Source organism: Camelimonas fluminis (assembly GCF_014656355.1).
Taxonomy (GTDB): domain Bacteria; phylum Pseudomonadota; class Alphaproteobacteria; order Rhizobiales; family Beijerinckiaceae; genus Camelimonas; species Camelimonas fluminis.
Genome location: NZ_BNCG01000002.1, coordinates 148,893 through 173,804, shown reverse-complemented (window position 1 = coordinate 173,804; position 24,912 = coordinate 148,893). Strand labels below are relative to the sequence as shown.

Here is a 24,912-nt window from a genome sequence, read left to right as displayed (position 1 = left end):
GCCAGTGACGGGATCGACGCATGGCGAAGCAGATAGCCCATGCGCTTGCGGCTGTCTTCTCGCCCGGATTGATGTCCTGACCGGGCCGGGACGAGCTGCGGGCGCATCCGGACAACCAGGCTGATTCATGGCGTGGGGCAGAACACGACAATCTCAATATCGCGGTCGCTTCCGGGTTTGCAATGCAGCGTAGCGGCGCCGCGCACGGCGGCGGCGCAGGCCATGACGGCCTCACAATCCGCCAGCGGCTTGCTCCCATGAAAAAGGGGAGCCTCAAGAGGCTCCCCAGGTTCGAAATCGTATGCAAGCGTTGTGATCTGCTGCGCTATTTTCCCTGCATGCGCGGACAAACGTCAGGTTTATCCGCGCGTGTGCTGGTCAGCTGCACCCGGTCGTGCCGCCACAGGTGTCGCATTTCAGGCAGGTGCCGTTGCGAACCAGGGTGAAGTTGCCGCATTCGCCGCAGGCGTCGCCCTGGTAGCCCTTCATCAGCGCTTCCTTGCGCCGGTCCGATGAAGATGGAGCCGCAGCCGCGGCGGAGCCGGCTGGCGCGAATTGCAGCTTTGTCGAAATCGCCTCGGCCTGGGCCTCGTCGTCATCGTTGTCGTTCAGATCCGGCAGCGGCTCCTTCAGGGCCGTCGCCGCCTGGGCTCCGCCGAACGCGGTCGGCGCGCCGTCCTGACCGCCGGCGATGGCCAGCAGGTTGGTCGGCTGGCGGCCGCGCACAAAGCCTTTCGACACCAGCGGGCGCGCGGCGGGCGTGGCGACCGGCTCGCCGTCCGGCTGCTGCCGGCCCTGGGCCGCGCCCTTGCCGATGACGTCGAAGCCGATCTCCGACGGGTCGACATGGGCGAGATCGTCGCGGCCGAGATAGGAGATCGCCAGCTCGCGGAACACATAGTCGAGGATCGACGTGGCGTTCTTGATCGACTGGTTGCCCTGGACGAAGCCGGCCGGCTCGAAACGGGTGAAGGTGAAGGCCTCCACGTATTCGTCCAGCGGCACGCCATATTGCAGGCCAAGCGAAATGGCGATGGCGAAATTGTTCATCATGGCGCGGAAGGCGGCGCCTTCCTTGTGCATGTCGATGAAGATCTCGCCGAGGCGGCCATCCTCATATTCGCCGGTGCGCACATAAACCTTGTGACCGCCGACGATGGCCTTCTGGGTGTAGCCCTTGCGGCGCTCGGGCAGCTTCTCGCGCTCGCGGATCCGCTGCACCCGCTCCACCACCTTCTCGACGATGCGCTCGGCCACCTGGGCCGTGCGGGCCGCCGTCGGCTGCGCCAGCAGGGTGTCGACGGCGTCCTCGACCTCGTCGTCCTCATCCGAGATCAACGCGGCGTTGAGCGGCTGCGACAGCTTGGAGCCGTCGCGATACAGGGCGTTGGCCTTGAGGCCAAGGCGCCAGGACAGCATGTAGGCGCTGGAGCAGTCCTCGACCGTCGCGTCGTTCGGCATGTTGATGGTCTTGGAGATGGCGCCGGAGATGAACGGCTGAGCCGCCGCCATCATCTGGATGTGGCTCTCCACCGACAGGTAGCGCTTGCCAATGCGACCGCACGGGTTGGCGCAGTCGAACACCGCATAATGTTCTTTTTTCAGATGCGGCGCGCCTTCCAGGGTCATGGCGCCGCAAACGTGGATGTTGGCGGCGTCGATGTCCTTGCGGTTGAAGCCGAGGAACGACAGCAGCTCGAAGGAAGGATCTTCCAGACGCTCCGCCGGCGTCTTCAGCTTGCCTGTCAGCAATTCCTCGCCCAGCGTCCACTTGTTGAAGACGAACTTGATGTCGAAGGCGCTCGGCAGCGCCTTTTCAATGGCGGCGATGGCCGCGTCGTCAAAGCCCTTCGCCCGCAACGTCGTGTGGTTGACGCCAGGCGCCTGGCCCAGCGAACCGTGGCCGATGGCGTAGGCCTCGATCTCGGCGATCTGCGCTTCCGTGTAGCCAAGGCGACGCAGGGCGTCCGGCACGGCGCGGTTGATGATCTTGAAATAGCCGCCGCCAGCCAGCTTCTTGAACTTGACCAGGGCAAAGTCAGGTTCGATGCCGGTGGTGTCGCAATCCATCACCAGGCCAATGGTGCCGGTCGGGGCGATCACCGTTGACTGGGCGTTGCGGAAGCCGTGCTCCTGCCCGAGCTTCAGGGTCTCATCCCAGGCGGCGCGAGCCACCTCGATCAGCCGCTGGTCCGGGCACGAGGCGGCGTCGAGGGCCACGGGGGCCACCGACAGGCCTTCATAGCCGCTGGTCACGCCGTGGGCGGCGCGGCGATGGTTGCGGATGACCCGCAGCATGTTGTCGGCGTTGCGGGCGTAACCGGGGAACGGACCAAGCTCCTTCGCCATCTCGGCGGAGGTGGCGTAGGACACGCCGGTCATGATGGCGGTGAGGGCGCCGGTGAGGGCGCGGCCCTCGCGGCTGTCATAGCCGAGGCCCATGGTCATCAGCAGGCCGCCGATATTGGCGTAGCCAAGGCCGAGGGTGCGGAACTCGTAAGACAGGCGAGCGATTTCCTTCGAGGGAAACTGCGCCATGGTCACCGAGATTTCCAGAACCACCGTCCACAGCCGGCAGGCGTGGGCGAAGCTCTCCACGTCCATGCGTTGGGCGTCGCGATCATAGAACTGCAGCAGGTTGGCCGAAGCCAGATTACAGGCCGTGTCGTCGAGGAACATGTACTCCGAGCACGGGTTGGAGGCGCGAATGCGGCCGTCCGCCGGGCAGGTGTGCCAGTCGTTCATGGTGGTGTTGTAGTGCAGGCCGGGATCGGCCGAGGCCCACGCGGCGTAGCTGATCTTCTCCCACAGCTCGCGGGCCGGCAGGGTTTTCTTCACCTTGCCGTCGCGGTAGTTCAGCGCCCACGAACCATCGTTCTCGACAGCGCGCAGGAACTCGTCGGTCAGCGACACCGAATTGTTGGAGTTCTGGCCGGAAACCGTGAGATAGGCCTCCGAATCCCAGTCGGTGTCATAGACGTCGAAATCAAGGTCGCGATAGCCCTGGCGGGCGTACTGGATGACGCGCTTCAGGTAGCTGTCCGGCACCTGGGCGCGGCGGGCGAGGCGCAGTTCGCGCTTCAGCACCGGGTTGCGCTCCGGGTCGAAGCAGGCGTCGCCTTCGCCTTCGCAATTCACGCAGGCCTTCAGCACCGCCTTCATGTGGCGGCGCACGGTCTTGGAGCCGGTGACGAGGGCCGCGACCTTCTGCTCCTCCTTCACCTTCCAGTCGATGTAGGCTTCGATGTCCGGATGGTCGACGTCGACCACCACCATCTTGGCGGCGCGGCGCGTGGTGCCGCCCGACTTGATCGCCCCGGCGGCGCGGTCGCCGATTTTCAGGAACGACATCAGGCCGGAGGAGCGGCCGCCGCCGGACAGGCGTTCGCCGTCGCCGCGCAGGGCCGAGAAGTTCGAGCCGGTGCCCGAGCCATATTTGAACAGGCGCGCTTCACGCACCCACAGGTCCATGATGCCGCCTTCATTCACCAGGTCGTCGGCGACGGACTGGATGAAGCAGGCATGCGGCTGCGGATGCTCATAGGCCGATTCGGAAGCCTTCAGCTCGCCGGTCTGGAAATCGACATAATAGTGACCCTGGCCCGGGCCATCGATGCCATAGGCCCAGTGCAGGCCGGTGTTGAACCACTGCGGCGAGTTGGGCGCCACCATCTGGTTGGCCAGCATGTAGCGCAGTTCGTCAAAGAAGGCGCGGGCGTCGTCCTCGGCGGTAAAATAGCCGCCCTTCCAGCCCCAATAGGTCCAGCAGCCGGCGAGACGATCGAATACTTCCCTGGCCGAGATCTCGGAGCGGGTGCGCTCATCGACGGGCAGGCCGGCGAGGGCGGCGTCATCCGCAACCGAGCGCCACAGCCAGGAGGGGACGCCGTTTTCCTCAATGCGCTTCAGCCGTGACGGCACGCCGGCCTTGCGAAAATACTTCTGGGCGAGCACGTCAGCCGCGACCTGGCTCCAGCCAGCCGGAACCTCCATGTCCTCCAGACGGAAGACCACGGAACCGTCCGGATTGCGGATCTCGCTGGTGGTCTTGCGAAACGCAATGCTCTCCCAGACTGGCTTGCCCTCGGTGGTGTAACGCCGCTCGATCCGCATGGAAGACTCCGTCACGCCTGCCCGTAATTATCCGGCGGCGGCTCAGCTGTGTCGTGGCGATGGGGCATCCTCCACGCGACGCAGGCTGCGTCTCGTCTGGAAAATGCCAGCAAATCAACAAGATGGACGAAACCCGGCGTCTGAACCGCCTGGCGTTGCCCTGAAGCGCCCAGCGCCGCACGGCCAGAAAAACCGCGCGCCACAAGCGAACTGTCGTATGAGACGGTCCGGCGCAGTGCGAAGCCTCACCCGGGAGCGCCCGCCGCCTGTCGCCAGAGTCACCGGACGATTGCCGGGCCTGACCGGCCCCGCGATCGTCTCGCCTCGCGTCAGACACTATATATAGATCAATTAACGGATCGTCACCCTAGGACTTGTGTCGGGCGACAGCCTTCTTGACGCGCGCAACCCGCGACGAACACGAGACTTTCGCCTCAAGCGTCGCCGTTTCCGCAGCCGTTATCAAACCGTAAAAATATATCCGCCATGTGGAAACCGGGGACTTTTGCAATGCCCCGGCGTCCGGATGTGGATGCGGTGCATTTGCCTGGCGGGCTGTTGCCATTTGGGCGCCCCGCGTTCTCGCGGTTTTCGGCGCCCCGAAGGCGTCGCTGCCGGACGTTCCGGCTCGCGCATTCGTGAAATGCTGGATGTGGCCCGGCGTCAGGCCCGCGCGCCGATTCTGGAGCTGTCGCAACGCCAGATGAAAACGGCGGGCGCATGCCCGCCGAATCAGATCCTCGCCGCCCAGAGAGTCCGGAACGGACGTGCGGCCAATGGCGACCGCGATCCGTCCTCGTCCCGGACCAGGCCGCGGCAACGCCGGAAGCGGTTGCCTGCCGCCCGCTCAGGCGGCCGGCGGTTTGACGTCGACGATGGTCAGTTGATGGGCTGCCCCATCCCGGGCGGTCCATTTGATGGACTGGCCAGGATTGAGCCCAATGAGGGCTGCGCCGATGGGGGTGAGAATCGAAATCCGTCCGGCTTCGATATCCGCTTCGCCCGGATACACCAGCCGCACGGTCCGCTCGCCTGCGTCGGACCGGTAGGTAACCGTCGACCCCATGCGCACCCGGTCCGCCGGCGCCGAACCGTCCTTCACCACCCTGGCGCGATCCAGCTCCTGGAGCAGCACCTCGGCGACATCCGGCATCCGGTCGCTGGCGGCCTCGGCGAGCATGGTGAGACGATGATGGTCATCCGCGCTGATAACCAGGGCAGGTAAACGGGAGCGGGTGCTGCTGAGTTTGGTCATGGGTCAGGCCTTCCAATCCGGCGCGCGTTCTTGCTGGACCGGGTGCGATAGTAAAGACGTGTTGGGAAAGCGCGCCTGCTACGGGCAGACGGATGGCCTGAAGACACAGGCAGCGCGTCCCCGACGTCCGGGGCGCGCGGACGAACGTCGGGCTAATGTCCCGCTATCGGGCAGTTAGCTTGCGGATGTCCCGCTGTGGCGAGTACGTCGTTCATACAGGAAAGATGTCGACGCGACGCCTGAAAGTCAAGGATTCGACCGTGAAACGAGCGCCTTGACGGCCATTCGCCAACGGTTATCGGCGCCTCGACGGCGGGGAGCCGGCGCATGGGCGACCTCCATCGTCAAACGCCGGAAAAGGCGCCGGTGCGATCAGCAGGCAGCCGCGCAAAAGAGTGGAGGCAGGCGGCCGAAAGCGACCGTGAGAGCGGCTGACGCCAAAATCCGGCGCCCCTGACGCATGGAGTTGACGAAGCCCCGAGCGGCGCGATGCATCCCGCATGAACGTGCGTCACGCTCATCTAGCTTTGCAGGTCGTGGATGGCTGGCGTCGTCGCGATCCTGCGCCATGGCATGGGAAAGCAGGGGGGGGCTGGCCATGGCCCGAAAGCCGTCCCTGACCTGTTCCAACCCTTTGATACGCAAGGGCGTTGATATGCAAAGGCGTTGGCGACCCCGGCAGGATTCGAACCTGCGACATTCGACTTAGAAGGTCGACGCTCTATCCAGCTGAGCTACGGGGCCCCATGGCATGCTGGCGGACCAGCCATGAAGAAACGTGTGTCCAGTTCGCGAGGCGCCCGATGACTATGGCGCTCCGCCACGCAGGCGGCCACATCTGTCAAACCTGACCCGGCCGCCTGATTCCGTCAGTCAATTCCATGGCCGTATAGGCCAAAATCCGGCGCATGCGGAGCGGAAATCACATCGGCGCCGGTTTTTGGGGACGCCGGTTTTTTGGGATCCCATTTTTGGACGTCGGTGTGGCTGTTGCAGCGGCCGATGCGATGGCAAGCCTCAGCAGCCGCGAACGCAGGTCATCGGCAGGGCGGACCGTGTGGATCGTTCAATGGGTCCACTGGCCGATGCGGTCGGATTTGAAATTATCGGAATAGGCCGCGTTATGCCGCGGCCGGGTTGGGCGCGGCTCTTCAACGCGCCAGGCGACGCCATTCCGTTCCGCATAGGCGATGGCTTCTTCCTTGCTGTCGAACCACAGGCGCAGCTGCTGGCGCGTGTCCGACGAACTGGTCCATCCCATCAGCGGCTCCACGCTGCGCGGAGAAGCCGGATCGAAAGCAAGCAGCCAGCGGCCAGATTTGGCCTTGCCGGATTGCATGGCGTTACGGGCGGGCTGCAGGATTCGCGCGGTCATGAGACTTTCCAGCCAGAGAAGTGATTGCCAACCAGAGGGCCGGTCGCCATCCAGGGAAGCGATTGCCCAGCAAGCAGGTCTTGCTGACCCGGTACCATATTACGCGGCCAGATGACAATTCTCGCCATCGTCCGGTCCCTTCATTCCGGCGTCTTGCCCCAGGGCGGGGTCCCAACCTTCCAGAAGCGCCCGCAAGGCAAGCCCGTTGGCGTGGGCCGGGAGGGAGACGCCGCGCCCCCAGATAAATGCAGGCCGCAAAAACGCCATACATGCATTTCTATACTTCTATATTGGCATGAATTCTAATATATACATTACCAAATCATCGTGACCGGATGTCGCGTCCGGTCTGTTTTTTTCAACTTTGCTGATGAGAAACATCATATGATTCGCACTGCTATCGTTGCGACGGCCATTCTCGCCTCCACATCCGCTTTTGCGCAAACGGGCAGCCCATTGCCCGGCGGCGCCTCTTCCCTGCGGGAGACCCATGGCGACTGGATGGTGAATTGCGTTGTTCCCAAGGATCGCAAGTTGTGCACCGTGTCACAGCAACTGGCGCAGCAATCCCAGGGCGGCGGCGCGCAGCGGGTCTTGTCCATTGAGCTGACGCCATCAGCCAAGGGAGCGGAAGGGGCGCTGCTGCTGCCATTCGGCCTGTTGATGGCCAGAGGGGTCGCCGTGCAGGTGGACGAGGGCAAGGCGCAGGCCGCGACGCCGATCCGCACCTGCGTTCCGGGCGGCTGCATTGCGCCGCTGACGCTCGATTCCTCCACGGTCGCCAGCATGCGCAAAGGCAAGCAGCTGAAGCTCAATCTGGTCGCCAGCGATACGGAGAAGCCATTCGCGCTGAACGTGTCGCTCAAAGGCTTTGGCGATGCCCTTGATCGCGCCAGCACGCTTCTGAAGTAGTTCTGGAGCCTGGATTGACCACACGGCTTCTGCGCCGGCCTCGACCATCAAAGGTCAACGCATGGCCGGCGCCGTTTTGCACTGAACCCGCGTTGCAATGCTATCCGTGCAAAACCTGAAGGCGTCAAAATCTGAAGGGTATGGCCTCATGCGCCGCGTGGGGCTGATTTTCTCAAAAAGCCGGCCGATATCGGCGGCGGACTGGCCGCGTTTGACCAATGGCGCGATGCGGCGCGAAGCGATCTCGGGAGGTCGGCGCGCTCGCAGGTCGCGCCGTCAAATATTCCACCGTTTTTTTTCTGCCGTAACTTGCGCGGCAGATGCAGAACGCATAGAAAGCACGAGCTTTCAGCATGTCGGGGCATAGCGCAGTCTGGTAGCGCATCTGCTTTGGGAGCAGAGGGTCGCAGGTTCAAATCCTGCTGCCCCGACCATACATCATCATGCTGCTGAATGCTTGCCGGGTCGCATGCCCGGGCCAGCCTGGTCTGGCGCCGGTCATGGATCGGCAGCGCATGAGCCGGATCAGGCTCTCACAGAATTCCACATCTTGCTGATCTTTGATTGCCGGTCGCACGTCGCGTCGGCCGGATTCGCGCCGGTTCTTTTTTCTGCCGGTCACCGGCAGCCTGGCGCACGATTCCGCAGATGTGTTTCCTCACGCCGCACAACATCGCCAGACCAGCCGTTTGGGCCGCCCGGTTTGTTTGCCAGGCAACCAGCGCAAGTGCGGGCAGGGCAGGAGCGGACAGCCAGAACAGGCGCGCAAGAAATGAAGCGCTTCATGCGCGGCGGCGCGGCATGAGGGGCGCGCGCCACGTCACGCCAAGGCCTTCTCCACGTCAAGGGCCCGTCACGCCACAAACCCGCCACGCCGCAAGCCACGTTGACGCCAACTCGCGCCAGGCCTCAGGCCTCCCCAACGTGGGACTGACCGGCAATTTTCCTCACCCCCAATGAGCCAGTCTCACTGGGCGTCAGCTGCGGCTGCCGCGTCCCTGGTGTTGGCGGCGTTCCTGATCCATCACCGAGCGAACGATGGCTGCATACTGCTCGCGCGCCTGGGCTTCGGTGATCTCGCCGCGCTGGATCTTCTCGGCGAGAGCAATGTTCTGCGCCACCAGGATGCGGGAAATGCGCTGCTCCTCCGGTGGGGCGTAAGGGGTGATGTAGCGCTCGCGCACTGCGGCCTTGCACTTGGTGGAGGCGACGATGTTGGCTGACGCTTGGTCACAACGCGCGTATTCAGCCTCTGCCGCCCTGGCGTCCTGGGCTTTGGCGGCCTGCAACTGGGAGGGCGTCATGTTTGCGACATTGCGGGCGCCAGTGGTCTGGCAGGCGGTGAGAAGCGTCAGCGCAGTCAGGGTGGCGACCAATTTGTGCATCACGGGCCTCGCGATTTTAAGGGCAGGGCAGCCTGTCGCCTTGCATAGGCGATACATCGGCGATCATGGCGAAACCGGAGCCTCTTCCCGATGAGCCTCGCTCCGCAGGAAAAGACGACGGTCCAGAAATCTGGAGCAGGCGGCTCCGTCTGTAGCAGGAAACCGCGCTGCCTGGGGTCGCCGGCGAATGCAGACACCCCGTGCGGCGCTTTCTGCAGATTGGCGCTATTCCGAACAGGGCGCCAGCAAATGAGACCGGATTCAACGCCCAGGGCGCGTGATAACGAAGATATGTAGCGCTTCTGCCTCAGCCGGTCGGCGGCGTGGGGTCTTTCCTGACGGATTCGACCGCATCGCGCAATAGCCGCTCCGCCGCCGCCGCATGAGCCCGGATGCGAGCCCCCTGGGGTCCCGTTTCCATCTCGGCGGCATGGGCGAGAATGGGCGCAATGTTCCGGCGCAGACGCCGCTCCAGAAATGAATCGAGCACGTCCGGCCCGTACAGCTCGACCAGATGGCAGAGACAGTCTTCCAGCCCCGCGCGCAATACCATGACCTGGGCGCTTGGCGGCCCGGAAACAGGCTCTCCCGTCGGTGGCGGCGCGTTGCGCGCATCCCGGCCGTCCTGGCCATCGTCGCTGGCGACAGGCCGGACGGTTGTTGTCAGGCGCATGGCTTCAGGCGATGCTCCGCTCTCCGGGCGGGAACTGGCGTCCGCTTTTGCAAAGGCTTTGCGCCAACCAGATTTTTTCATTCCCACGCCTCCGTCAGCATCCATCGACGCCCCCATGACCATAGAATTCCGCCGGTCGAAATCAACGTCGCGCAGGCCATTTACCGATGCTGACGCATCCACGACAGGCAAAGCGCGACCCCATGTGGGGCGTTCCCCGACCGGGGACGCCATGTTCCGCCGCGGCTTCCCCTTCACCAGAGCCCAACCAGCCAGGTCCATTCGGTTTTGGCCTGTGTCGCCAGGCCAGAACCGGACGGCGGAAGCGAGATTGCACCGCCAACGCCAGGCGCGGCGCTTCGCGTGAAATGCCGTAACGGCCGCCCGCCGTCATTGAGGACGCGGGCAAGACGCGTTAAAGCGGAAGCCCGGATCCGTCAGGTCCGGCGCGTCAGACGGGCGCCTGACAAAGTCTGTATCCTTGCGGCTGGTCCGGACGCGCTCCGGCGGCGCGCAGCGAACAGATCTCAGCCTGACCTCCGATCCGCGGACGACAGGGGCAGGGGGCAGGCATGAATGCCGTTGCGGGCGTCTGACCTGGGCGCGGCAAGTCTGGTTCAGGTGGTTTGTACGCCGCTTGCGCCTGCCCGGAAGCGACGCGCCGCCTGGCTGGAAGGCGCCCACATCGACCCCGCACTGACGCCAGCCTCGCTGCAAGAGAATCCGATGTCCCACGCTGCCCCCACGAACCTGCCTGGCGCCGCCTCCGCCGCGCCGCCCGTTCCGTCCCCTGGCGATCGTCGCGTGCTGGGCCTGCTGTCCTGGCTGGAAGTTTCGCACTGGCGGGCGGCGGCGGCGTTGCTGCTGCTGTCGCTGGCGTTGTTCCTGCCCGGGTTCTCCTCGCTCCAGCCCATGGATCGCGACGAGCCGCGCTTTGCCCAGGCGACGAAGCAGATGCTGGAGACGGGCGACCATGTCGCCATCCGTTTTCAGGGCGAGGCCCGCAACAAGAAACCGGCTGGCATCTACTGGCTGCAGGTGGGCGCCGTGAAAATCGGCGAGGCGCTCGGCGTTCCGGAGGCGCGGACGACCATCGCCCTGTACCGGGCGCCGTCGCTGCTCGGGGCCATCGCCGCCGTGCTGCTGACCTATTGGGCGCTGCTGGCGTTCGGCGGCCGCCGCCTCGCCATCACCGGAGCGGCGCTGTTCGCCGCCACCATCCTGCTCGGCGTTGAGGCGCGCCTCGCCAAAACCGACGCGGTGCTCACCACCTGCTGCGTTGTGCTGATGGGCGGCCTGGCGCGGGCATGGATGCCGTCCCGGCGCGATGTCTGGCGGGATGGCGACGCGGCGGCGGCGCTGCCGCTGGGCGTGCGCCTGGCGTTCTGGGGCGCCCTTGCTGCATCCATCCTGGTGAAGGGACCTGTCGGTTTGATGATCGTCGGCCTGCCGGCGATCGCCCTCAGCATCTGGCTCCGTTCGGCGCGCTGGCTGCTGGCGCTACGTCCGCTGACCGGCGTGCTGCTCGTGGTTCTGCTTACGGCGCCGTGGTTCATCGCCATCGCCATTGAAACCAGGGGCGCCTTCTTTGCCGAAGCCGTCGGCAAGGACATGCTCGGCAAGGTGGGCGGAGGCCAGGAGAAGCACTGGGGCCCGCCCGGCGCCTATTTCATCGCTTTCTTCGGCACAGCCTGGCCGCTGGCCCCGTTCGCCGCCATCACGGCGCAGACCCTGTGGCGCGAGCGCCGCAACGACGCGGTGGCCTTCGCCCTGGCCTGGATCATTCCGGCGTGGCTGATCTTCGAGGCGGTGCCGACCAAGCTGCCGCATTACGTGCTGCCCCTGTATCCGGCCGTGGCCCTGCTCGTCGCCCGCGCCCTGTGCAATGGTTCGCTGGCCCCATCGCTGCGCTGGGGCGCGCGGCCTGCCATGCTGCTGCTGCCGCTGATCCCGGTGGCGGCGCTGTTCCTGCTGCCGGCCGCCGGCTGGGCGCTGGACGGCGCCATTGCCTGGATCGCCGTTCCCGGCCTGCTGGTCGCCGCCGCCATCGCCGTGACGGGCTGGCTGGCCTATTGCGCCGGCCATATCTGGCGCTCGGCGCTGCTGGCGATTTTCGCCTCGGTGGTTTTCGTCGCCACGGTGCTGGGGGTGACCCAGCCGCACCTGGCCGGCCTGCGCGTTTCGCCGCGCCTCGCCGAAGCCATGCGGACCGCCGCCGCGTCGGCGGGGTGCCCGGAGGTGAAGGCGCTGACGGCCGGCTACCGTGAGCCGAGCCTGGTGTTCCTGACCAGAACCGACCTGGTGATGGCCGATGGCGCCGCCGCCGCCGACTGGATCCGCCAGGGGCCGTGCCGCGTCGCCTTCGTCACGGCGCAGGAAGAGCCGGCCTTCCGCCAGCGACTGGCGGGCGACCCGCGCCAGCCGGCGCTGTCCACGCGCATCAGGGGCTTCAACCTCAATGGCGGCAAGCGCCTCGACATCGGCGTCTGGATGTCGGCGCGCTGAGAGCTTCAAAGCCTCAGAGCCTTCGGGCCTCCCGGGAAAACCGGCCCGGGACATTCGGTCCGGAGGATCAGGCGAGGGCGACGCTGGCGCCTTGTCGCGGGGCAGTCGCCGCCAGCTTCCGGAGACGCAGGCGGGGCTGGCGGGGGCGGCCATGCGCGCCGCATCATTGCCGTCTGCGACCCGGCTTGCTATGTGCGCGCCCTGCGCATCTGGTGGACGCGGCATGGGCAGGCATGCATATGACGCGCGGTGCGTCGGGCATTCTGGTAAAGCCGGGTTGTTCCGGCGGCCGGAGCCTGGCCCTGAAGACCGCCAGTCGCCGGACCCGCTAAATGGAAAGCTGTGCCCTTGAGCGAACCGACCGACTTCCTCCCCGCGGTGACCGTCATCGTTCCCGTCAAGAACGAAGCGGACAATGTCGCGCCGCTGATCGCGGAAATCGCAACGGCCTGCGCGGCCTTCGCGGCGTTCGAGGTCATTTATGTGGATGATGGCTCGACCGACGCCACGCCCGCGGTGCTGGAGGAGCAGGCCCGGACGCGCCCGTGGCTGCGCCGCCTGCGCCATGACATATCCCGGGGACAGAGCGCCGCCGTGCGTAGCGGCGCCTTCGCGGCGCGCGCGCCCATTCTCGTCACCATCGATGGCGATGGCCAGAACGATCCGGCCTTCATTCCCTCGCTGGTGCGGGAGTTGACGGAGGGCGGCTCCCGCGTCGGCCTCGCCGCCGGCCAGCGCGTCGGGCGCAAGGACACCGGCTTCAAGAAATTCCAGTCGCGGGTCGCAAACGCCGTGCGCGGCGCCATCCTGCGCGACGGCACCCGCGACACGGGCTGTGGGCTGAAGGCCATCCGCCGCGAGGTCTACCTGCAATTGCCATATTTCGATGCGCTTCATCGCTTCATGCCGGCGCTGGTGCGACGGGACGGCCATGAGGTTGCGCTCGTGGACGTCATCGACCGGCCGCGCATGGCCGGCGCGTCAAAATATGGATTCTTCGACCGGCTCTGGGTGGGAATACTCGATCTGGCCGGCGTCTGGTGGCTGATCCGCCGCCGCAAGGCCCCGCCGCATGTTCAGGAATTGCGCTGATGCTGATTCGCCTGTCGCACGATGTTGGCGGCTATCTCTATGACGTATTCATTGCCCGCGCCGACCTGTGGCTGGTGCTGGGGCTTGTCGGACAGTTCCTGTTCGCCATGCGCTTCGTGGTGCAATGGCTGGCGAGCGAGAAGGCTGGCCGCAGCGTGGTGCCGGTCGCCTTCTGGTTCTTCTCGATCGGCGGTGGGCTCATCACGCTGCTTTACGGCCTCTACAAGCGCGAGCCGGTCATTATCCTCGGCCAGGCGTTCAGCGTCTTCATCTATCTGCGTAATCTCGCCCTGATCCGCAGCAGTCGTCAGAAAGAGAGCGAGACCGCCTGACCGGCCGCACGCCCGCGCAAAACCCGTTCATGCTGAACCGGATTTTGCGCCGTCTTTAATGAGTTGACGCGTTTCCAGACATGACGTGGCGTCCACTTCGCAGGAAAACGCTCCCGACAAATCGCGCTCACTGATCCTGCGGCGCCGCGTCGGCGTCATCAGGCGGCGGCGCGCCCTGGCTGGCCACCTTGCCTGGACTGACGAACAACGCCTTCAGGTCTTCGTCGAGCACGACGTTTTCCCGCCGGATGCGCCACTGTCCCGGCCCGACGCGCTCCAGCCCGCTCATGCAGGCGGCTGCAATAACGTCGTCAGCCCCGGTATTGATGGCGATGGTCACGACGCCGGCGGGCCCGGCGAAAGCCGGACCGGTGCTGATGCGCAGGCGCAAACCCCGCTCCAGCAGCCAGTCGTTGCCAGGGCCATTGTTCCGGGCGGCGGCGGCCGCGTCGTTGACGGCCGCCCCGGCGCAATGGCGTTCGTAGCGCGCCGCATGCGCCAGCTGGTTGCGATCCGCCAGCGGCGTGGCGGCGACAGAAACGGAGGCGGCGTGCCGCCAGGCGATAACCGTTTCCTTGCCCGCCGGAAACACCTGGGGCCAGTGCCAGGCGGTTTTCAGCAGCCAGCGCGGGCGGGGCTCGAGTCGTTCGCCAAGCCGATCCATGTCGATCAGTCCGGCGGCGCGCAGGTCCTGCAAGGCCTGCGGGTTCAACTTGCCCAGAGCCTCCCAGGCCGCCACGCCGGCGGGCTGCAACGGCGCGCCGGCGTCCCCGATCAATTCCGTGCGCTCCAGCCCGGCGCCGAACACGTGGGACTCGTCCATCAGCGCCACGGCGGCGCCGCCAACCGTGGCGGCGAATCCCATGAAGTTCATCTGCTCGGGCTGGGGAATGGCCACATAGCCAAAATCGGGCGCGGCGGCGTCCAGATCGGGCGCGGCGAAGGACGCCCGGAGGGCGACGTCGCGGTCCGAACGGTTGAAAAGCACGTAGCGCCCACGCACTTCCTGAGGCGTGACAGTGATGTCCAGCGACCGCAGCTGCAGCTCGGGAGGGCGCGGCAGTTGCAGCGTTCCCACCGGCAGCGCCGTGCGCGCGTCGCCGGCCATTGTCTGGGCGGCCGCGGACGATGGGCTGGACGCCGCACCGGCAGGGGGCGCCTGGCGGCCTGGCTCGGCCACTGCACTGGCGGCGCCCAGAGCGACGCCGCTCGCCGCCATCAGCCACATGAGGGAAAGACGGCCTGCCATGGCGGGGCTCAGCCAGCTGCGCCGGACGATCCGGCGACGTCCCGCAGCCTGTCGAATCCGCGCTCCAGGTCGGCGGTGAGGTCGTTGATGTCCTCAAGTCCCACCTGGAAGCGCAGGGCCGGTCCGCCGGGGCTCCATGTGGTCGCTGAACGGTAGGCGGCGCAATTGAACGGGATCACCAGGCTCTCATAGCCGCCCCAGGAATAGCCGAGGCCGAACAGGGCCAGCGCGTCGAGGAAAGCGTCCACCGCCGCCTCGGGAACCGGATTCAGGACGATGCTGAACAGGCCGCTGGCGCCAAGAAAGTCGCGTTTCCAGATAGCGTGATCCGGGTGACTTTCCAGCGCCGGATGCAGCACGCTTTTGACCTCTGGCCGCGCCTCCAGCCAGCGGGCGAGGGCGAGGCCCTGCCGCTCGGCCTCACGCAGGCGCAGCTCCATGGTGCGCAGGCCGCGCAGGGCGAGGAAGCAATCCTCCGGCCCCGCGCACATGGCGAAAGCCTCCGCCGTGCGGCGCAAGCCCGGCAGCGCCCGCTCATTGGCTGAAACGAGCCCCAGAAGAAGATCCGAGTGGCCGCCAAGATATTTGGTGCCAGCCTCGATGGCGAGATCGACGCCGCGTTCATGCGGCGGGAAGAACAGCGGCGTCGCCCAGGTGTTGTCCATCAGCACCAGCGCGCCGGCCGCGTGCGCCGCCGCGGCGATGGCCGGAATGTCCTGCACCTCGAAGCTCTGCGAGCCTGGCGCTTCGGTCAGCACCGCGCTGGTGTTGGGGCGGATCAGACTGGCGATTCCCGCGCCAAGATAAGGATCATAATAAGTGGTTTCGACGCCCATGCGCGCCAGCACCGTGTCGCAGAAGCGCCGGGTGGGGCGATAGGCCGAATCCGTCACCAGAATATGATCGCCAGCCTTCACGCAGGACATCAGCGCCAGGGTGATGGCGGCGAGCCCCGAGGGGACGAGCGCCGTTCCCGCCGCGCCGGAAAGCTCCGACCAGGCGTTTTCCAGCGCCTCGGTGGTCGGCGTGCCATGGGTGCCGTAGGTGAAGCGGGCGTCGGAACGCCGCAGCGAGGCTGCGTCTGGCGACAGCACGGTGGAGCCCCGATAGATCGGCGTGTTGACAAAGCCGAACTGCTCGTCCGGATTGCGACCGCCGAGCACCAGGCGGGTGCGGCTGGACAGGCGACTGCGTTCATCATCACTCAGTTTGCGCATGCCCGGATGGCTCCTCGTCACAACGGTTCGACCCTGGAGGTGTGCGGTTTTTGCGCGCCGGCCGTCAACCCCGCGCCCGCCAGGATCGCCATTGTTTCTCCCCAGGCCGCTGCCTGTGGAACCATGGCGCGACGGCGGAAATTACCGCTTTGGGGTTGACCTGCGGGGCTCACCCGCCATGTCATGCAGGTGCGAGCCACACCAGACCCGGCGCCGGAAAGCGGGCGCAAAGGAGGACAGACGGATGAAACGCGCCCCCGTGTTGATGGCGATGACCTGTGGCGTGATCGCCGCCGCGGCTAACGGCGCGCCGGCCTCCGCCGGCGTGCTTGACCAGGTGAAGCAGCGCGGCGAGCTGATTTGCGGCTCCAATCCTGGCCTCGCAGGTTTCGGAGTGCCGGACGACAAGGGCAAATGGACCGGTTTCGACGTGGATTATTGCCGGGCGATTTCAGCCGCCATTTTCGGCGACCCGGACAAGGTCAAATATGTGCCGCTAACCGCCAAGGACCGCTTCACCGCCCTGCAGACGGGTGAAATCGACGTTCTGGTGCGCAATACGACCTGGACCATGACCGGCGACACTGCGGTGGGCGCCAGCTTCACCAGCATCAATTTCTATGACCAGCAGGCGTTCATGGTCCGGGCCAGGCTCGGCGTGAAATCCGCCCTGGAGCTGAATGGCGCCGAGATCTGCGTGCAGCGCGGCACCACCAACGAGCTGAACCTCGCCGACTTTTTCCGCGCGCACAAAATGGACTACAAACCCGTCGCCTTCGGCAGCGCCGCTGAAACCGTGAGGGCCTATGACGCTCATCGTTGCGATGTCTTCACCAGCGACAGCTCGGCTCTCTACGCCGAACGCCTGCGCATGACGAACCCGGCCGAGAATATCGTCCTGCCGGAGCGGATTTCGCGGGAGCCCTTCGCCGCCGCCGTGCGCAAGGGCGACGGCCAGTGGTTTGACGTGGTGCGCTGGGTTGGTTTTGGCCTTGTCGCGGCGGAAGAGGCCGGGATCACCAAAGCCAATGTCGAGGAGAAGCGCGCCAGCGACAATCCGGAATTGCGCCGCATGCTCGGCGTCGACGGCAAGCTTGGTTCAGGCATCGGCCTGCCAAACGAGTGGCTGGTCAATATTGTGCGCGCGGTCGGCAATTACGGCGAGATTTATGAGCGCAATCTCGGCGAAAACTCACGCCTGAAAATCCCGCGCGGACAGAATAATCTATGGAACAAGGGCGGATTGATGTACGCTCCGCCAATTCGCTAGCGCGCCCTCCAGCAAAGACCGGCGACGCCCGCATGAAGATGATCTGAAAAACACCTGTACAGACCATCTTCCAAAACCAGACTTTGACTGGATATGCTCAGGCGCCATCTCCTGATGGCCAATGCATCCCCGTGAAAGTCAGATAAACACCGGCGAAAACTTCCCGGATTGGCGCGAATTTTGTTCTGATCCATGAAGTCACGACATCGATCAGGGGCGGGCGCGGCGTGAAGGCAGGCAAGCCGGTCAGGACATACGGACAGGGGCGGGGCCCGGCGATCGCCTGGTGGGGCAATCCGGCGGCGCGCGCCCTGATCTGGCAGGCGTTGCTGGCGATCGCCGTGATCAGCCTTTTTGTCTGGGCTGGTCGCAACGTCGTGACCAATCTGCGCGCCTCCCACATCACCTGGGGTTTCGGTTTTCTCGCGGAGCCGGCCAGTTTCGACATCACCGGCTCGTTGATTCCGTTCCGGGCGGGAGACAGCTACGGCCGGGCGTTGATGGCCGGTTTCGGCAATACCCTGACCGCCTCGCTCACCGCCATCGTCATCGCCACGGCGCTCGGCTTTGTCGTCGGCGTTGCGCGCCTGTCCAATAACGCCCTCGTGGCCCGCAGCGCCTCAGCCTATGTGGAGGTTCTGCGCAATACGCCGCTGCTGCTGCAGTTGCTGGTCTGGTACAACGTTGTTCTGAAGGCGTTGCCCGGGCCGCGCCAGTCCATCGCTTTGCCGGGCGGTCTGCTGCTCAACAATCGTGGGCTTTACGGCCCATGGCCGGTTGAGTCGCCGGGCTGGAACGCCGTTGGCGCCGGACTGTTGACGGCGCTGGGACTCTGCATCGGCCTTGCCGCATGGAGCGCCCGGCGGCGGCGCGAAGGCAAGGCTGCCCTGACGCTCTGGGCCATTGCGCCGGCGGTCCTGATCTGTCTGCCGCTGGCGGCGGCGTGGCTGACGGCGGGAAGCCTCGTTGGCGCCCTGCCGGTCACCTGGCCGGAGTTGCGCGGCTTCAACGTCGGCGGCGGCGTCACCCTTCTGCCGGAATTCGTGGCGCTGGTGCTCGGCCTGTCGCTTTATACTTCGGCCTTCATCGCCGAGATCGTCCGCTCCGGCGTCCAGGCCGTGCCAAAGGGGCAGCGCGAGGCCGGGCGGGCGCTGGGCCTCGGCGAAGGCCCGATCCTGCGCCTGATCGTCATTCCCCAGGCGTTGCGGCTGATCATTCCGCCGCTCACCGGCCAGTATCTCAATCTCACCAAGAACTCGTCCCTGGCAGTCGCCATCGGCTACCCGGACCTGGTGTCGATCGGCGCCGGTCCGGTGTTGCAGAACACTGGCCAGGCCCTGGAGGTGATCTCACTCATCATGCTCATCTATCTGGGCCTGTCGCTGCTGACGGCGCTGCTGATGAACTGGTGGAACGCGCGCATGGCGCTGGCGGAGCGCTGAGATGACGACGACGCCTTCAACGCCGGCCAACCAGCCTCCCGCCCATGGCGCTCTGGCGCGCCCGCCGCAGCAGGCGCCCGGGCTCATCCAGGGCCTGCGCAGCCTCGTCGCAACGCCGCTGAATGCGCTGCTTACCGTGCTGGCCCTCGCCATCGCCTGGTTCCTGCTGCGGCCGGCCATTGAATTCCTGTTCATCGACGCTGTCTGGAGCGGCCACGACCGCGCCGCCTGCCTGGCCGGAGAGGCTGGCGGCGAGACCGGCGCCTGCTGGCCCTATATCGCCCGTCGGCTCGGCTACTTCATCTATGGCCAGTATCCGGAGGCGCAGCGCTGGCGGCCGAACGCAGCCATGGCCCTGTGCGCCCTCAACATTGGCTGGGCGCTGTGGCCGCGCGCCCCGTTCCGTGGCGCGGCGCTGTTCTCATTCGTGCTGCCGTTCCCCGTCATTGCGTGGATCCTGCTCTACGGTCCCGGCTTCTCGGGCCTCGTCGCCGTGCCCAGCAATCTGTGGGGCGGCGTGCTGGTGACGCTGGTGATTTCGATTGTCGGCATCGTCGTTTCTCTGCCGCTCGGCGTGCTGCTGGCCCTGGGCCGACGCTCGCAGATGCCCGTGGTGTGCGCCGCCTCCACCGTGTTCATCGAGGTGATGCGCGGCGTGCCGCTGCTGGCCGTGCTGTTCATGGCCAACCGCATGCTGCCGCTTTTCCTGCCGCCGGGCGTGCTGCCCGACCCGCTGGTGCGGGTGATGGTCGGCGTCAGCCTGTTCGCCGCCGCCGGCATGGCCGAGGTGATCCGCGGCGGCCTGCAGGCGCTGCCGAAGGGCCAGTACGAAGCCGCCGCCGCGCTTGGCCTCGGCTACTGGCAGATGATGTTCACGGTGATTCTGCCGCAGGCGCTGACCCTGGTCATTCCGGGCATCGTCAACACCTTCATCAGCCTGTTCAAGGACACCACTCTGGTGACCGTGGTGGGTATCTTCGACCTGCTGACGACCATCGACGTCAGCTCCCGCGATCCGGCCTGGGCGACGCCGGTGACCGCGTCGACGGGCTACGCCTTCGCCGCGATTTTCTACTTTATCTGCTGCTACGCCATGTCCCGCTATTCAGCGGCGATGGAACGGCGTCTGGCGGCCGCAGGGAGCCGGTCATGACGGCGAACGAACCTTCCACCCGCCGGGCTGCGTCCGGCGAAGGCGACGCCGTGGTAATGCGCGGCGTCAGCAAATGGTACGGCGACTTCCGGGTGCTGACCGATATCGATCTCAACGTGCGGCGTGGCGAGCGGGTGGTGATCTGCGGACCGTCAGGCTCCGGCAAATCCACCCTGATCCGCTGCATCAACCGGCTGGAGGAGCATCAACAGGGCGAGATCATCGTCGATGGCGTCGAACTGACCCGCGACCTGCGCAGCATCGACCGGGTGCGCCGCGAGGTCGGCATGGTGTTCCAGCAGTTCAACCTGTTTCCGCATCTCACCGTGCTGGAAAACTGCGTGCTGGCGCCCATGCGCGTGCGCGGCGCCAGCCGGCGCGCGGCGGAGGAGCAGGCGCAGGCGCTGCTGGCCCGCGTGCGCATCCCGGAGCAGGCGGGCAAATACCCCGGCCAGCTCTCCGGCGGCCAGCAGCAGCGCGTCGCCATCGCCCGGGCGCTGTGCATGAACCCACGCATCATGCTGTTCGACGAGCCCACCTCGGCGCTCGACCCCGAGATGGTGAAGGAGGTGCTGGACGTGATGGTGGAGCTGGCCGGCGACGGCATGACCATGCTGTGCGTCACCCATGAGATGGGCTTCGCCCGCCGCATCGCCGACCGGGTTATTTTCATGGACGGCGGCCAGATCATCGAGCAGGCGGAGCCGGAGACTTTCTTCACCGCGCCGAAGCACGCCCGCACCCGGGCGTTCCTGAGCCAGGTGCTGGGCGACCAATGAGGGCCGGGCGCCGCGAGCCTGTTCAGGCCGGACCGGTTGCGACCGGCGCGCCGGGCAGGGCGCCCCACTCGCTCCACGAGCCGTCATAAACCGGAGGCAGGGGGGCGCCCAGTTCCTGCAAGGCCAGCGCCACGATGACAGCCGACACGCCTGAGCCACAGGTGGTCGTCACCGGTTTGCGGATGTCGACGCCGGCCGCGTCGAATATGGCCTGTAGCTCAGCAGGCGATTTCAGCATGCCGTTGGCGACCAGACTCGACGACGGCGTATTGCGCGCGCCTGGCATGTGACCGGCGGCGAGGCCGGGGCGTGGTTCTGGCGCCAGGCCGGCAAAGCGCTCTGCCGGGCGGGCGTCAACGATCTGGCGATCACCGCTGGCGACGGTCGCCGCCATGCCGCGATGGTCGACGACGGCGCCAGCCTGGAGGCTGGTCACAAACGTCGTGGGTTGGGGACGATGCGCCGGACCGGATTCCAGCGGCCAGCCTTCGGCTTTCCACGTCGGCAGACCGCCTTGCAGGATGAAAACCTGGCGCGCGCCCATCACCCGCAGCATCCACCACACCCGGGGAGCGGAAAACAGTCCTGCGCCGTCATAGACCACGACCGGCCGGTCGGCAGTGAGTCCCAGCGCGCCGGCGCCTGCGGCAAAATCTTCCGGCGACGGCATCATGTGCGGCAACGGCGACGCCTTGTCCCGGATGGCCTCGATGTCGAATCGCACGGCGCCTGGAATATGCCCGGCCAGAAACTCGGCCTCCGGGTCGCGGGCCATCGCCGGCAAATACCATGAACCATCAACAACCGCTGGCGGTGGAGCGGCGGCTTCGCGACCGGCGAGACCAAGCTGCCCGGCAAGCCAGCCGGCGGTGACGAAAGGAGATGTTTTCATGAGCAGGGCTCCGGATCATGCGCGGTCAGGTCCGCAATCTGACCTTTCCCGGGCGCCCGCGCCAGTCAAATGACGCCAGCGGGCATGCGGAAAGCGGACGGAGAGCCATACGGCCATGGATCGCCGACGGGGTTGGCCGGCGACCGGAGGCGTCAAACCAGTATCCGGCAGGCGGAGCCGCATTCCCTGACCCCGAGGCGCGGCGCGAACCGGCCTGCCGTCGGCTCGGGAATCATGGTGGCCTGGCCGCGCAGCCGTGGCTGCCCGCGGGCGCGCGCCGCAGCCCGGTCAAGCAGATAGCGGGTGAGGGCGTCTTCACGGGCGGGGGACGCGCTGAGTTCGCTGGCGAGACTGCCAGGGTTGGTCCATATGGCGCGCAGACGCTGCTGGATATCGGCGCGACGCAGATCGTCCATGACGATGCAACGCCGCGCAGGGTCCGGGAATGGCGCATAGGCTTCCCCCGTTCCCGAAAAATCGGCGTAGATCTCGATCATATGGCCGACATCGAGAATGATCAGGAACGGCGGTGGCTCGGGCAGGGCCCGCGCATAGTTTTCAGCCTGCATGCGCGCGGCGTTCATGGCCCTTCGCCAGGCCGACACGCTCCGCGTCGCGGGAGCTGGCGGCGGCCAGCCGGCCGCCTTGCGGCGCGCCATCGTCGACTGCTTCGACTCCAGCACAAAGCAACCACGCTTGTAGAGGTCGATGCGGCCGCTGCATGCCCGGCCGTTCAGGAGGCCGAAGCTGACAGATTTTTCAAAGATATAATGATTGTCACAGTCATGCTCCGCGGCGAACTGCGGCAGCGGCAGGGCAAGCGCTTCACAAAGCCTGCATATGAAAAGTTGTGCATTTGAAATTTCCGAAGGTCCAGATTTCTTTGATTCTTCTATAAGAAAATAAATGGAATCCAGCCCCATGTCGCCCCTCCATGGATTGGATTTATATTTTCATCGAACATAAAAAATATTCAAATCTATTTGAGTTGTATTTATTTTTATCGTTAAAATTATAGAAATAATCAAATCTAATTGCATTCTACTGGTCTGTGTTCCATGGGGCGACAAACGGCTCCCGGATGTTCACCCAACAGGAAAAGTCGCGCGGAAAACGGCGACTGACCTCACAGTCTGTATGGAAATCGATGATCGCAAGCCGGCGAAAGAGTTGCATCCCGCCAACTTGCGCCCCGCCAGCCTGCCTCGCGCCGCGTTACGCATTGCCAGAGGACAACCACCTTCAGCATCCGCCAACGCCAGCAAGACTGGCGACGCCGCAAAGCGAAACCAGCCACGGAACCGGCTGGACTGACATGGACGGATCCTGAAAACCCGGAATGGCCATCGCAATCGGAAACCCACGCGCTTCGATGCGACCAGGCCGCGCCGCCTGGGTCGCCGTCATGCGCCACATCCATGATTGGGGCCCGCATCGCGGAGATTCGCGCGCTGGGAGACGTGGAGAATCATTCCAGGAATGGACAAAACCGAACCGGTCTGGCGGATCTGGCCGGAACGGGTCGGGGCGCGACGGCGGAGGATCACGATGGTTCTTTCGCGCGCCAGCCGCCGGATGACGCCAGACCTGCTCATCGTAACCGCCGCGCCGTCGCCTGGCCGGCATCGCCCGCGGCACCAGCCGCCGCCCGCCATTCACGCCGGCGGGGCAGCTTCCAGATGAAAACGCCAGTGATCAGACCGCTTCAAAGCTGACGCCGCACATGCGGAATCCTGCTCCGTCCGGCGCATGGCCACGCTCCGCCGCCCGCGCCATGACGCCAGCCGGATCTGCCGTTGCAACCACGACGCCGCGCAGGGTTTCACGGCTGCCGTCGGGGCCCTGCACAAAGCGGATGTTGATCATGTCGACGTCGATCAGGCCGCCGTCCCCTTCCTGACGGTAAGGCTTTTCGACAATTCTGGCCCAGTGCTGGCCAAGGCCATGCGGATCGGGGCTTTCGACGGTGATTTCGCGGATGCCCTGGGTAACGTCGGTGCAGATGGCGTGCTGCCAGCCGTCGCCGCCGGCGGGATAATAAGGCCCCTCCAGATTCTCCTCGCCTGGCGTGTGATCGAATTCGATCATCGCCGCCCGGCATTGCCGCGGGTGCAGTTGCACGCCGACAAAGCCATCGTGATCAAGGGCGTGGGCCGTCGGAACGCCGATGGCGTTGGCGTGCGCGCCGCGCCGCAACGGGTCGCTGCAGTTGAAGATCGCCATGTAACCGCCTACGCCGCCGCTGCGCTCCATGAAGCGTCCTGCGGCGGTGTTCTCCTCGAATGGCGCCACAACCTCCACGAACGCCAGGCCGAACGGAAACAGGGCGTTGTGCAGGCCATATTTGGCCACATGCGGATCCTGATAGGCCAGCCTGACGCCAAAGATGTGCTGGAAATCGGTGATTGCGCGCTCAAGATCATCCGTCGCCAGGGCGATCTGGCGCAGGCGGAAGTAGTCTTCCATAGGGTCCTCCCGGACAGTCCCCGGCTGTCCCGGGGCTTCTGACTTCTGTTGCTGACTGCGTATGAAGTATGCACCAGTAAACAAAGACGCGGCCACCCCGGAGAGCGTCACGGATGCGGATTTATGGAAATTTCAGTTGCAAAATGTTCCGCAACGCGGCCAAGAGGGGACAGAAAAGCCGTCAGTCAGGAAAGCGCCAGGTCGCCGGAACATGTCGCCAGAAACAGAAGTTCGCATGGACGCCCGCCAGCGCAAAACCAGACACGCCCTTTATGAAGCTCTTGACGCCCTGCTCGGCGAGCGGGCCTACCGCGACATCACCGTCACTGATCTGGTGCAGCGGGCCGGCGTTGGACGGCAGACGTTCTATCGCCACTTCGACAGCATCGACGCCATGCTGGAACAGCGGTTGAGCGACGATCTCGCCCGGCAACTCGCGTTTGCTGACGAACATGCCGGCGCCACGTCCCATGTCCGTTGGGTCGAGGACGTCACGGCCTTCGCCTTCGCCCGCGCCAGCCAGCAGCGGCGGCTGTACCGGCTGATTCTGAGCGGGCAGGCGGGAAGCGGCGCCCTGACGCTGTTCGCCGTCCAGATTGGCAAGATGATGAACATCGCCAGCGCGCAGCCCGGCTTTCTGCCGGAAGATCCCGAAGAATCGCGTTTTGCCCAAAGCTTCTATGCCGGAGCTGTTGGCGCGCTGATGCTGGAATGGCTGATCGCTGACAACGGACGCACGCCTGAGCAGATGGGCGCGATGTACGCGCGCCTGTCAACGCAGCAGGTCTGAACCGGCTCGCGG

The 24,912-nt window shown here is 65.6% G+C and carries 20 protein-coding genes and 2 tRNA genes; 10 read left to right on the top strand and 12 right to left on the bottom strand.

From position 1 onward, the window contains the following. Window positions 1-378 precede the first annotated feature (378 nt). The 4 genes from IE243_RS04200 to IE243_RS04185 all read right to left on the bottom strand — a co-directional run bounded on the left by IE243_RS04200 (window position 379) and on the right by IE243_RS04185 (window position 6,743). The gene (locus IE243_RS04200) at window positions 379-4,113 is read right to left on the bottom strand and encodes a vitamin B12-dependent ribonucleotide reductase (protein WP_191318093.1); all 3,735 of its coding nucleotides are present in this window, start codon (window positions 4,111-4,113) and stop codon (window positions 379-381) included. Window positions 4,114-4,960: 847 nt separating this feature from the next. Next, on the bottom strand, window positions 4,961-5,368 hold the full coding sequence (gene rnk / locus IE243_RS04195) for a nucleoside diphosphate kinase regulator (protein WP_191318092.1): 408 nt from the start codon (window positions 5,366-5,368) through the stop codon (window positions 4,961-4,963). Window positions 5,369-6,035: 667 nt separating this feature from the next. After that, window positions 6,036-6,112: transfer RNA gene (locus IE243_RS04190), tRNA-Arg, on the bottom strand. A gap of 322 nt (window positions 6,113-6,434) precedes the next feature. Next, the gene (locus IE243_RS04185) at window positions 6,435-6,743 is read right to left on the bottom strand and encodes an ETC complex I subunit (RefSeq protein WP_191318091.1); all 309 of its coding nucleotides are present in this window, start codon (window positions 6,741-6,743) and stop codon (window positions 6,435-6,437) included. A 384-nt stretch (window positions 6,744-7,127) separates the two neighbouring features. Here IE243_RS04185 and IE243_RS04180 point away from each other — a divergent pair, with 384 nt between their 5' ends. Together IE243_RS04180 and IE243_RS04175 are read left to right on the top strand one after the other, a co-directional pair. Continuing rightward, on the top strand, window positions 7,128-7,655 hold the full coding sequence (locus IE243_RS04180) for an invasion associated locus B family protein (RefSeq protein WP_191318090.1): 528 nt from the start codon (window positions 7,128-7,130) through the stop codon (window positions 7,653-7,655). A gap of 357 nt (window positions 7,656-8,012) precedes the next feature. After that, window positions 8,013-8,089 (top strand) — tRNA-Pro (locus IE243_RS04175). 543 nt (window positions 8,090-8,632) lie between these two features. Here the strand turns inward: IE243_RS04175 and IE243_RS04170 are convergent. After that, window positions 8,633-9,040, bottom strand: a complete 408-nt coding sequence (locus IE243_RS04170) for a hypothetical protein (RefSeq protein WP_191318089.1) — start codon at window positions 9,038-9,040, stop codon at window positions 8,633-8,635. Window positions 9,041-9,347: 307 nt separating this feature from the next. Beyond that, entirely contained in the window at window positions 9,348-9,713 is a 366-nt protein-coding gene (locus tag IE243_RS04165) for a hypothetical protein (RefSeq protein WP_191318088.1), read from the bottom strand. Between the two features lie 576 nt (window positions 9,714-10,289). Here IE243_RS04165 and IE243_RS04160 point away from each other — a divergent pair. The 3 genes from IE243_RS04160 to IE243_RS04150 all read left to right on the top strand — a co-directional run bounded on the left by IE243_RS04160 (window position 10,290) and on the right by IE243_RS04150 (window position 13,642). After that, complete coding sequence (locus IE243_RS04160) at window positions 10,290-12,218, top strand: ArnT family glycosyltransferase (protein ID WP_244642745.1); 1,929 nt, start codon at window positions 10,290-10,292, stop codon at window positions 12,216-12,218. 348 nt (window positions 12,219-12,566) lie between these two features. Further along, on the top strand, window positions 12,567-13,310 hold the full coding sequence (locus IE243_RS04155) for a glycosyltransferase family 2 protein (RefSeq protein WP_373301559.1): 744 nt from the start codon (window positions 12,567-12,569) through the stop codon (window positions 13,308-13,310). Continuing rightward, entirely contained in the window at window positions 13,310-13,642 is a 333-nt protein-coding gene (locus IE243_RS04150) for a lipid-A-disaccharide synthase N-terminal domain-containing protein (RefSeq protein ID WP_191318086.1), read from the top strand. Before IE243_RS04155 ends, IE243_RS04150 begins: the two co-directional genes overlap by 1 nt. A gap of 127 nt (window positions 13,643-13,769) precedes the next feature. On the opposite strand, the gene IE243_RS04145 is transcribed toward IE243_RS04150, so the two are convergent. Then, window positions 13,770-14,891, bottom strand: coding sequence for a DUF4424 family protein (locus tag IE243_RS04145; RefSeq protein WP_191318085.1), 1,122 nt, complete (start codon window positions 14,889-14,891; stop codon window positions 13,770-13,772). 8 nt (window positions 14,892-14,899) lie between these two features. After that, window positions 14,900-16,108: a cystathionine beta-lyase gene (gene metC / locus IE243_RS04140; RefSeq protein ID WP_191318084.1), complete on the bottom strand. Its 1,209-nt coding sequence runs from the start codon at window positions 16,106-16,108 to the stop codon at window positions 14,900-14,902. Window positions 16,109-16,352: 244 nt separating this feature from the next. Between metC and IE243_RS04135 the strand changes: the two genes are divergently transcribed. The 4 genes from IE243_RS04135 (at window position 16,353) to IE243_RS04120 (ending at window position 20,752) form a co-directional block, all read left to right on the top strand. Beyond that, window positions 16,353-17,378 carry an amino acid ABC transporter substrate-binding protein gene (locus tag IE243_RS04135; protein WP_191318083.1) on the top strand — a complete coding sequence of 342 codons (1,026 nt, stop codon included), beginning with the start codon at window positions 16,353-16,355 and terminating at the stop codon, window positions 17,376-17,378. Window positions 17,379-17,605: 227 nt separating this feature from the next. Further along, on the top strand, window positions 17,606-18,820 hold the full coding sequence (locus tag IE243_RS04130; protein ID WP_244642744.1) for an amino acid ABC transporter permease: 1,215 nt from the start codon (window positions 17,606-17,608) through the stop codon (window positions 18,818-18,820). Between the two features lies 1 nt (window position 18,821). Then, complete coding sequence (locus IE243_RS04125; RefSeq protein ID WP_191318082.1) at window positions 18,822-19,973, top strand: amino acid ABC transporter permease; 1,152 nt, start codon at window positions 18,822-18,824, stop codon at window positions 19,971-19,973. Between the two features lie 56 nt (window positions 19,974-20,029). Then, window positions 20,030-20,752 (top strand): amino acid ABC transporter ATP-binding protein, encoded by a 723-nt coding sequence (locus IE243_RS04120; protein ID WP_244642772.1) that lies wholly within the window; start codon window positions 20,030-20,032, stop codon window positions 20,750-20,752. Between the two features lie 22 nt (window positions 20,753-20,774). Here the strand turns inward: IE243_RS04120 and sseA are convergent, their stop codons facing one another. The 4 genes from sseA to IE243_RS04100 all read right to left on the bottom strand — a co-directional run bounded on the left by sseA (window position 20,775) and on the right by IE243_RS04100 (window position 24,110). Beyond that, the gene (sseA, locus tag IE243_RS04115) at window positions 20,775-21,644 is read right to left on the bottom strand and encodes a 3-mercaptopyruvate sulfurtransferase (protein WP_191318080.1); all 870 of its coding nucleotides are present in this window, start codon (window positions 21,642-21,644) and stop codon (window positions 20,775-20,777) included. A gap of 152 nt (window positions 21,645-21,796) precedes the next feature. Further along, window positions 21,797-22,567 carry a type IIL restriction-modification enzyme MmeI gene (locus tag IE243_RS23835; protein ID WP_308432015.1) on the bottom strand — a complete coding sequence of 257 codons (771 nt, stop codon included), beginning with the start codon at window positions 22,565-22,567 and terminating at the stop codon, window positions 21,797-21,799. Between the two features lie 319 nt (window positions 22,568-22,886). Next, window positions 22,887-23,051 (bottom strand): hypothetical protein, encoded by a 165-nt coding sequence (locus tag IE243_RS04105; RefSeq protein ID WP_191318078.1) that lies wholly within the window; start codon window positions 23,049-23,051, stop codon window positions 22,887-22,889. 288 nt (window positions 23,052-23,339) lie between these two features. Continuing rightward, window positions 23,340-24,110: a VOC family protein gene (locus tag IE243_RS04100; RefSeq protein WP_191318077.1), complete on the bottom strand. Its 771-nt coding sequence runs from the start codon at window positions 24,108-24,110 to the stop codon at window positions 23,340-23,342. 211 nt (window positions 24,111-24,321) lie between these two features. Here IE243_RS04100 and IE243_RS04095 point away from each other — a divergent pair, with 211 nt between their 5' ends. Further along, complete coding sequence (locus IE243_RS04095) at window positions 24,322-24,900, top strand: TetR/AcrR family transcriptional regulator (protein WP_191318076.1); 579 nt, start codon at window positions 24,322-24,324, stop codon at window positions 24,898-24,900. Window positions 24,901-24,912: the final 12 nt, after the last annotated feature.

Coding starts and splice junctions, on each gene's coding strand:
- IE243_RS04200 (WP_191318093.1), bottom strand. CDS start 4,113: ATGCGGATCGAGCGGCGTTACACCACCGAGGGCAAGCCAGTCTGGGAG.
- rnk (WP_191318092.1), bottom strand. CDS start 5,368: ATGACCAAACTCAGCAGCACCCGCTCCCGTTTACCTGCCCTGGTTATC.
- IE243_RS04185 (WP_191318091.1), bottom strand. CDS start 6,743: ATGACCGCGCGAATCCTGCAGCCCGCCCGTAACGCCATGCAATCCGGC.
- IE243_RS04180 (WP_191318090.1), top strand. CDS start 7,128: ATGATTCGCACTGCTATCGTTGCGACGGCCATTCTCGCCTCCACATCC.
- IE243_RS04170 (WP_191318089.1), bottom strand. CDS start 9,040: ATGCACAAATTGGTCGCCACCCTGACTGCGCTGACGCTTCTCACCGCC.
- IE243_RS04165 (WP_191318088.1), bottom strand. CDS start 9,713: ATGCGCCTGACAACAACCGTCCGGCCTGTCGCCAGCGACGATGGCCAG.
- IE243_RS04160 (WP_244642745.1), top strand. CDS start 10,290: ATGCCGTTGCGGGCGTCTGACCTGGGCGCGGCAAGTCTGGTTCAGGTG.
- IE243_RS04150 (WP_191318086.1), top strand. CDS start 13,310: ATGCTGATTCGCCTGTCGCACGATGTTGGCGGCTATCTCTATGACGTA.
- IE243_RS04145 (WP_191318085.1), bottom strand. CDS start 14,891: ATGGCAGGCCGTCTTTCCCTCATGTGGCTGATGGCGGCGAGCGGCGTC.
- metC (WP_191318084.1), bottom strand. CDS start 16,108: ATGCGCAAACTGAGTGATGATGAACGCAGTCGCCTGTCCAGCCGCACC.
- IE243_RS04135 (WP_191318083.1), top strand. CDS start 16,353: ATGAAACGCGCCCCCGTGTTGATGGCGATGACCTGTGGCGTGATCGCC.
- IE243_RS04125 (WP_191318082.1), top strand. CDS start 18,822: ATGACGACGACGCCTTCAACGCCGGCCAACCAGCCTCCCGCCCATGGC.
- IE243_RS04120 (WP_244642772.1), top strand. CDS start 20,030: ATGCGCGGCGTCAGCAAATGGTACGGCGACTTCCGGGTGCTGACCGAT.
- sseA (WP_191318080.1), bottom strand. CDS start 21,644: ATGAAAACATCTCCTTTCGTCACCGCCGGCTGGCTTGCCGGGCAGCTT.
- IE243_RS23835 (WP_308432015.1), bottom strand. CDS start 22,567: ATGGGGCTGGATTCCATTTATTTTCTTATAGAAGAATCAAAGAAATCT.
- IE243_RS04105 (WP_191318078.1), bottom strand. CDS start 23,051: ATGACGGCGACCCAGGCGGCGCGGCCTGGTCGCATCGAAGCGCGTGGG.
- IE243_RS04100 (WP_191318077.1), bottom strand. CDS start 24,110: ATGGAAGACTACTTCCGCCTGCGCCAGATCGCCCTGGCGACGGATGAT.
- IE243_RS04095 (WP_191318076.1), top strand. CDS start 24,322: ATGTCGCCAGAAACAGAAGTTCGCATGGACGCCCGCCAGCGCAAAACC.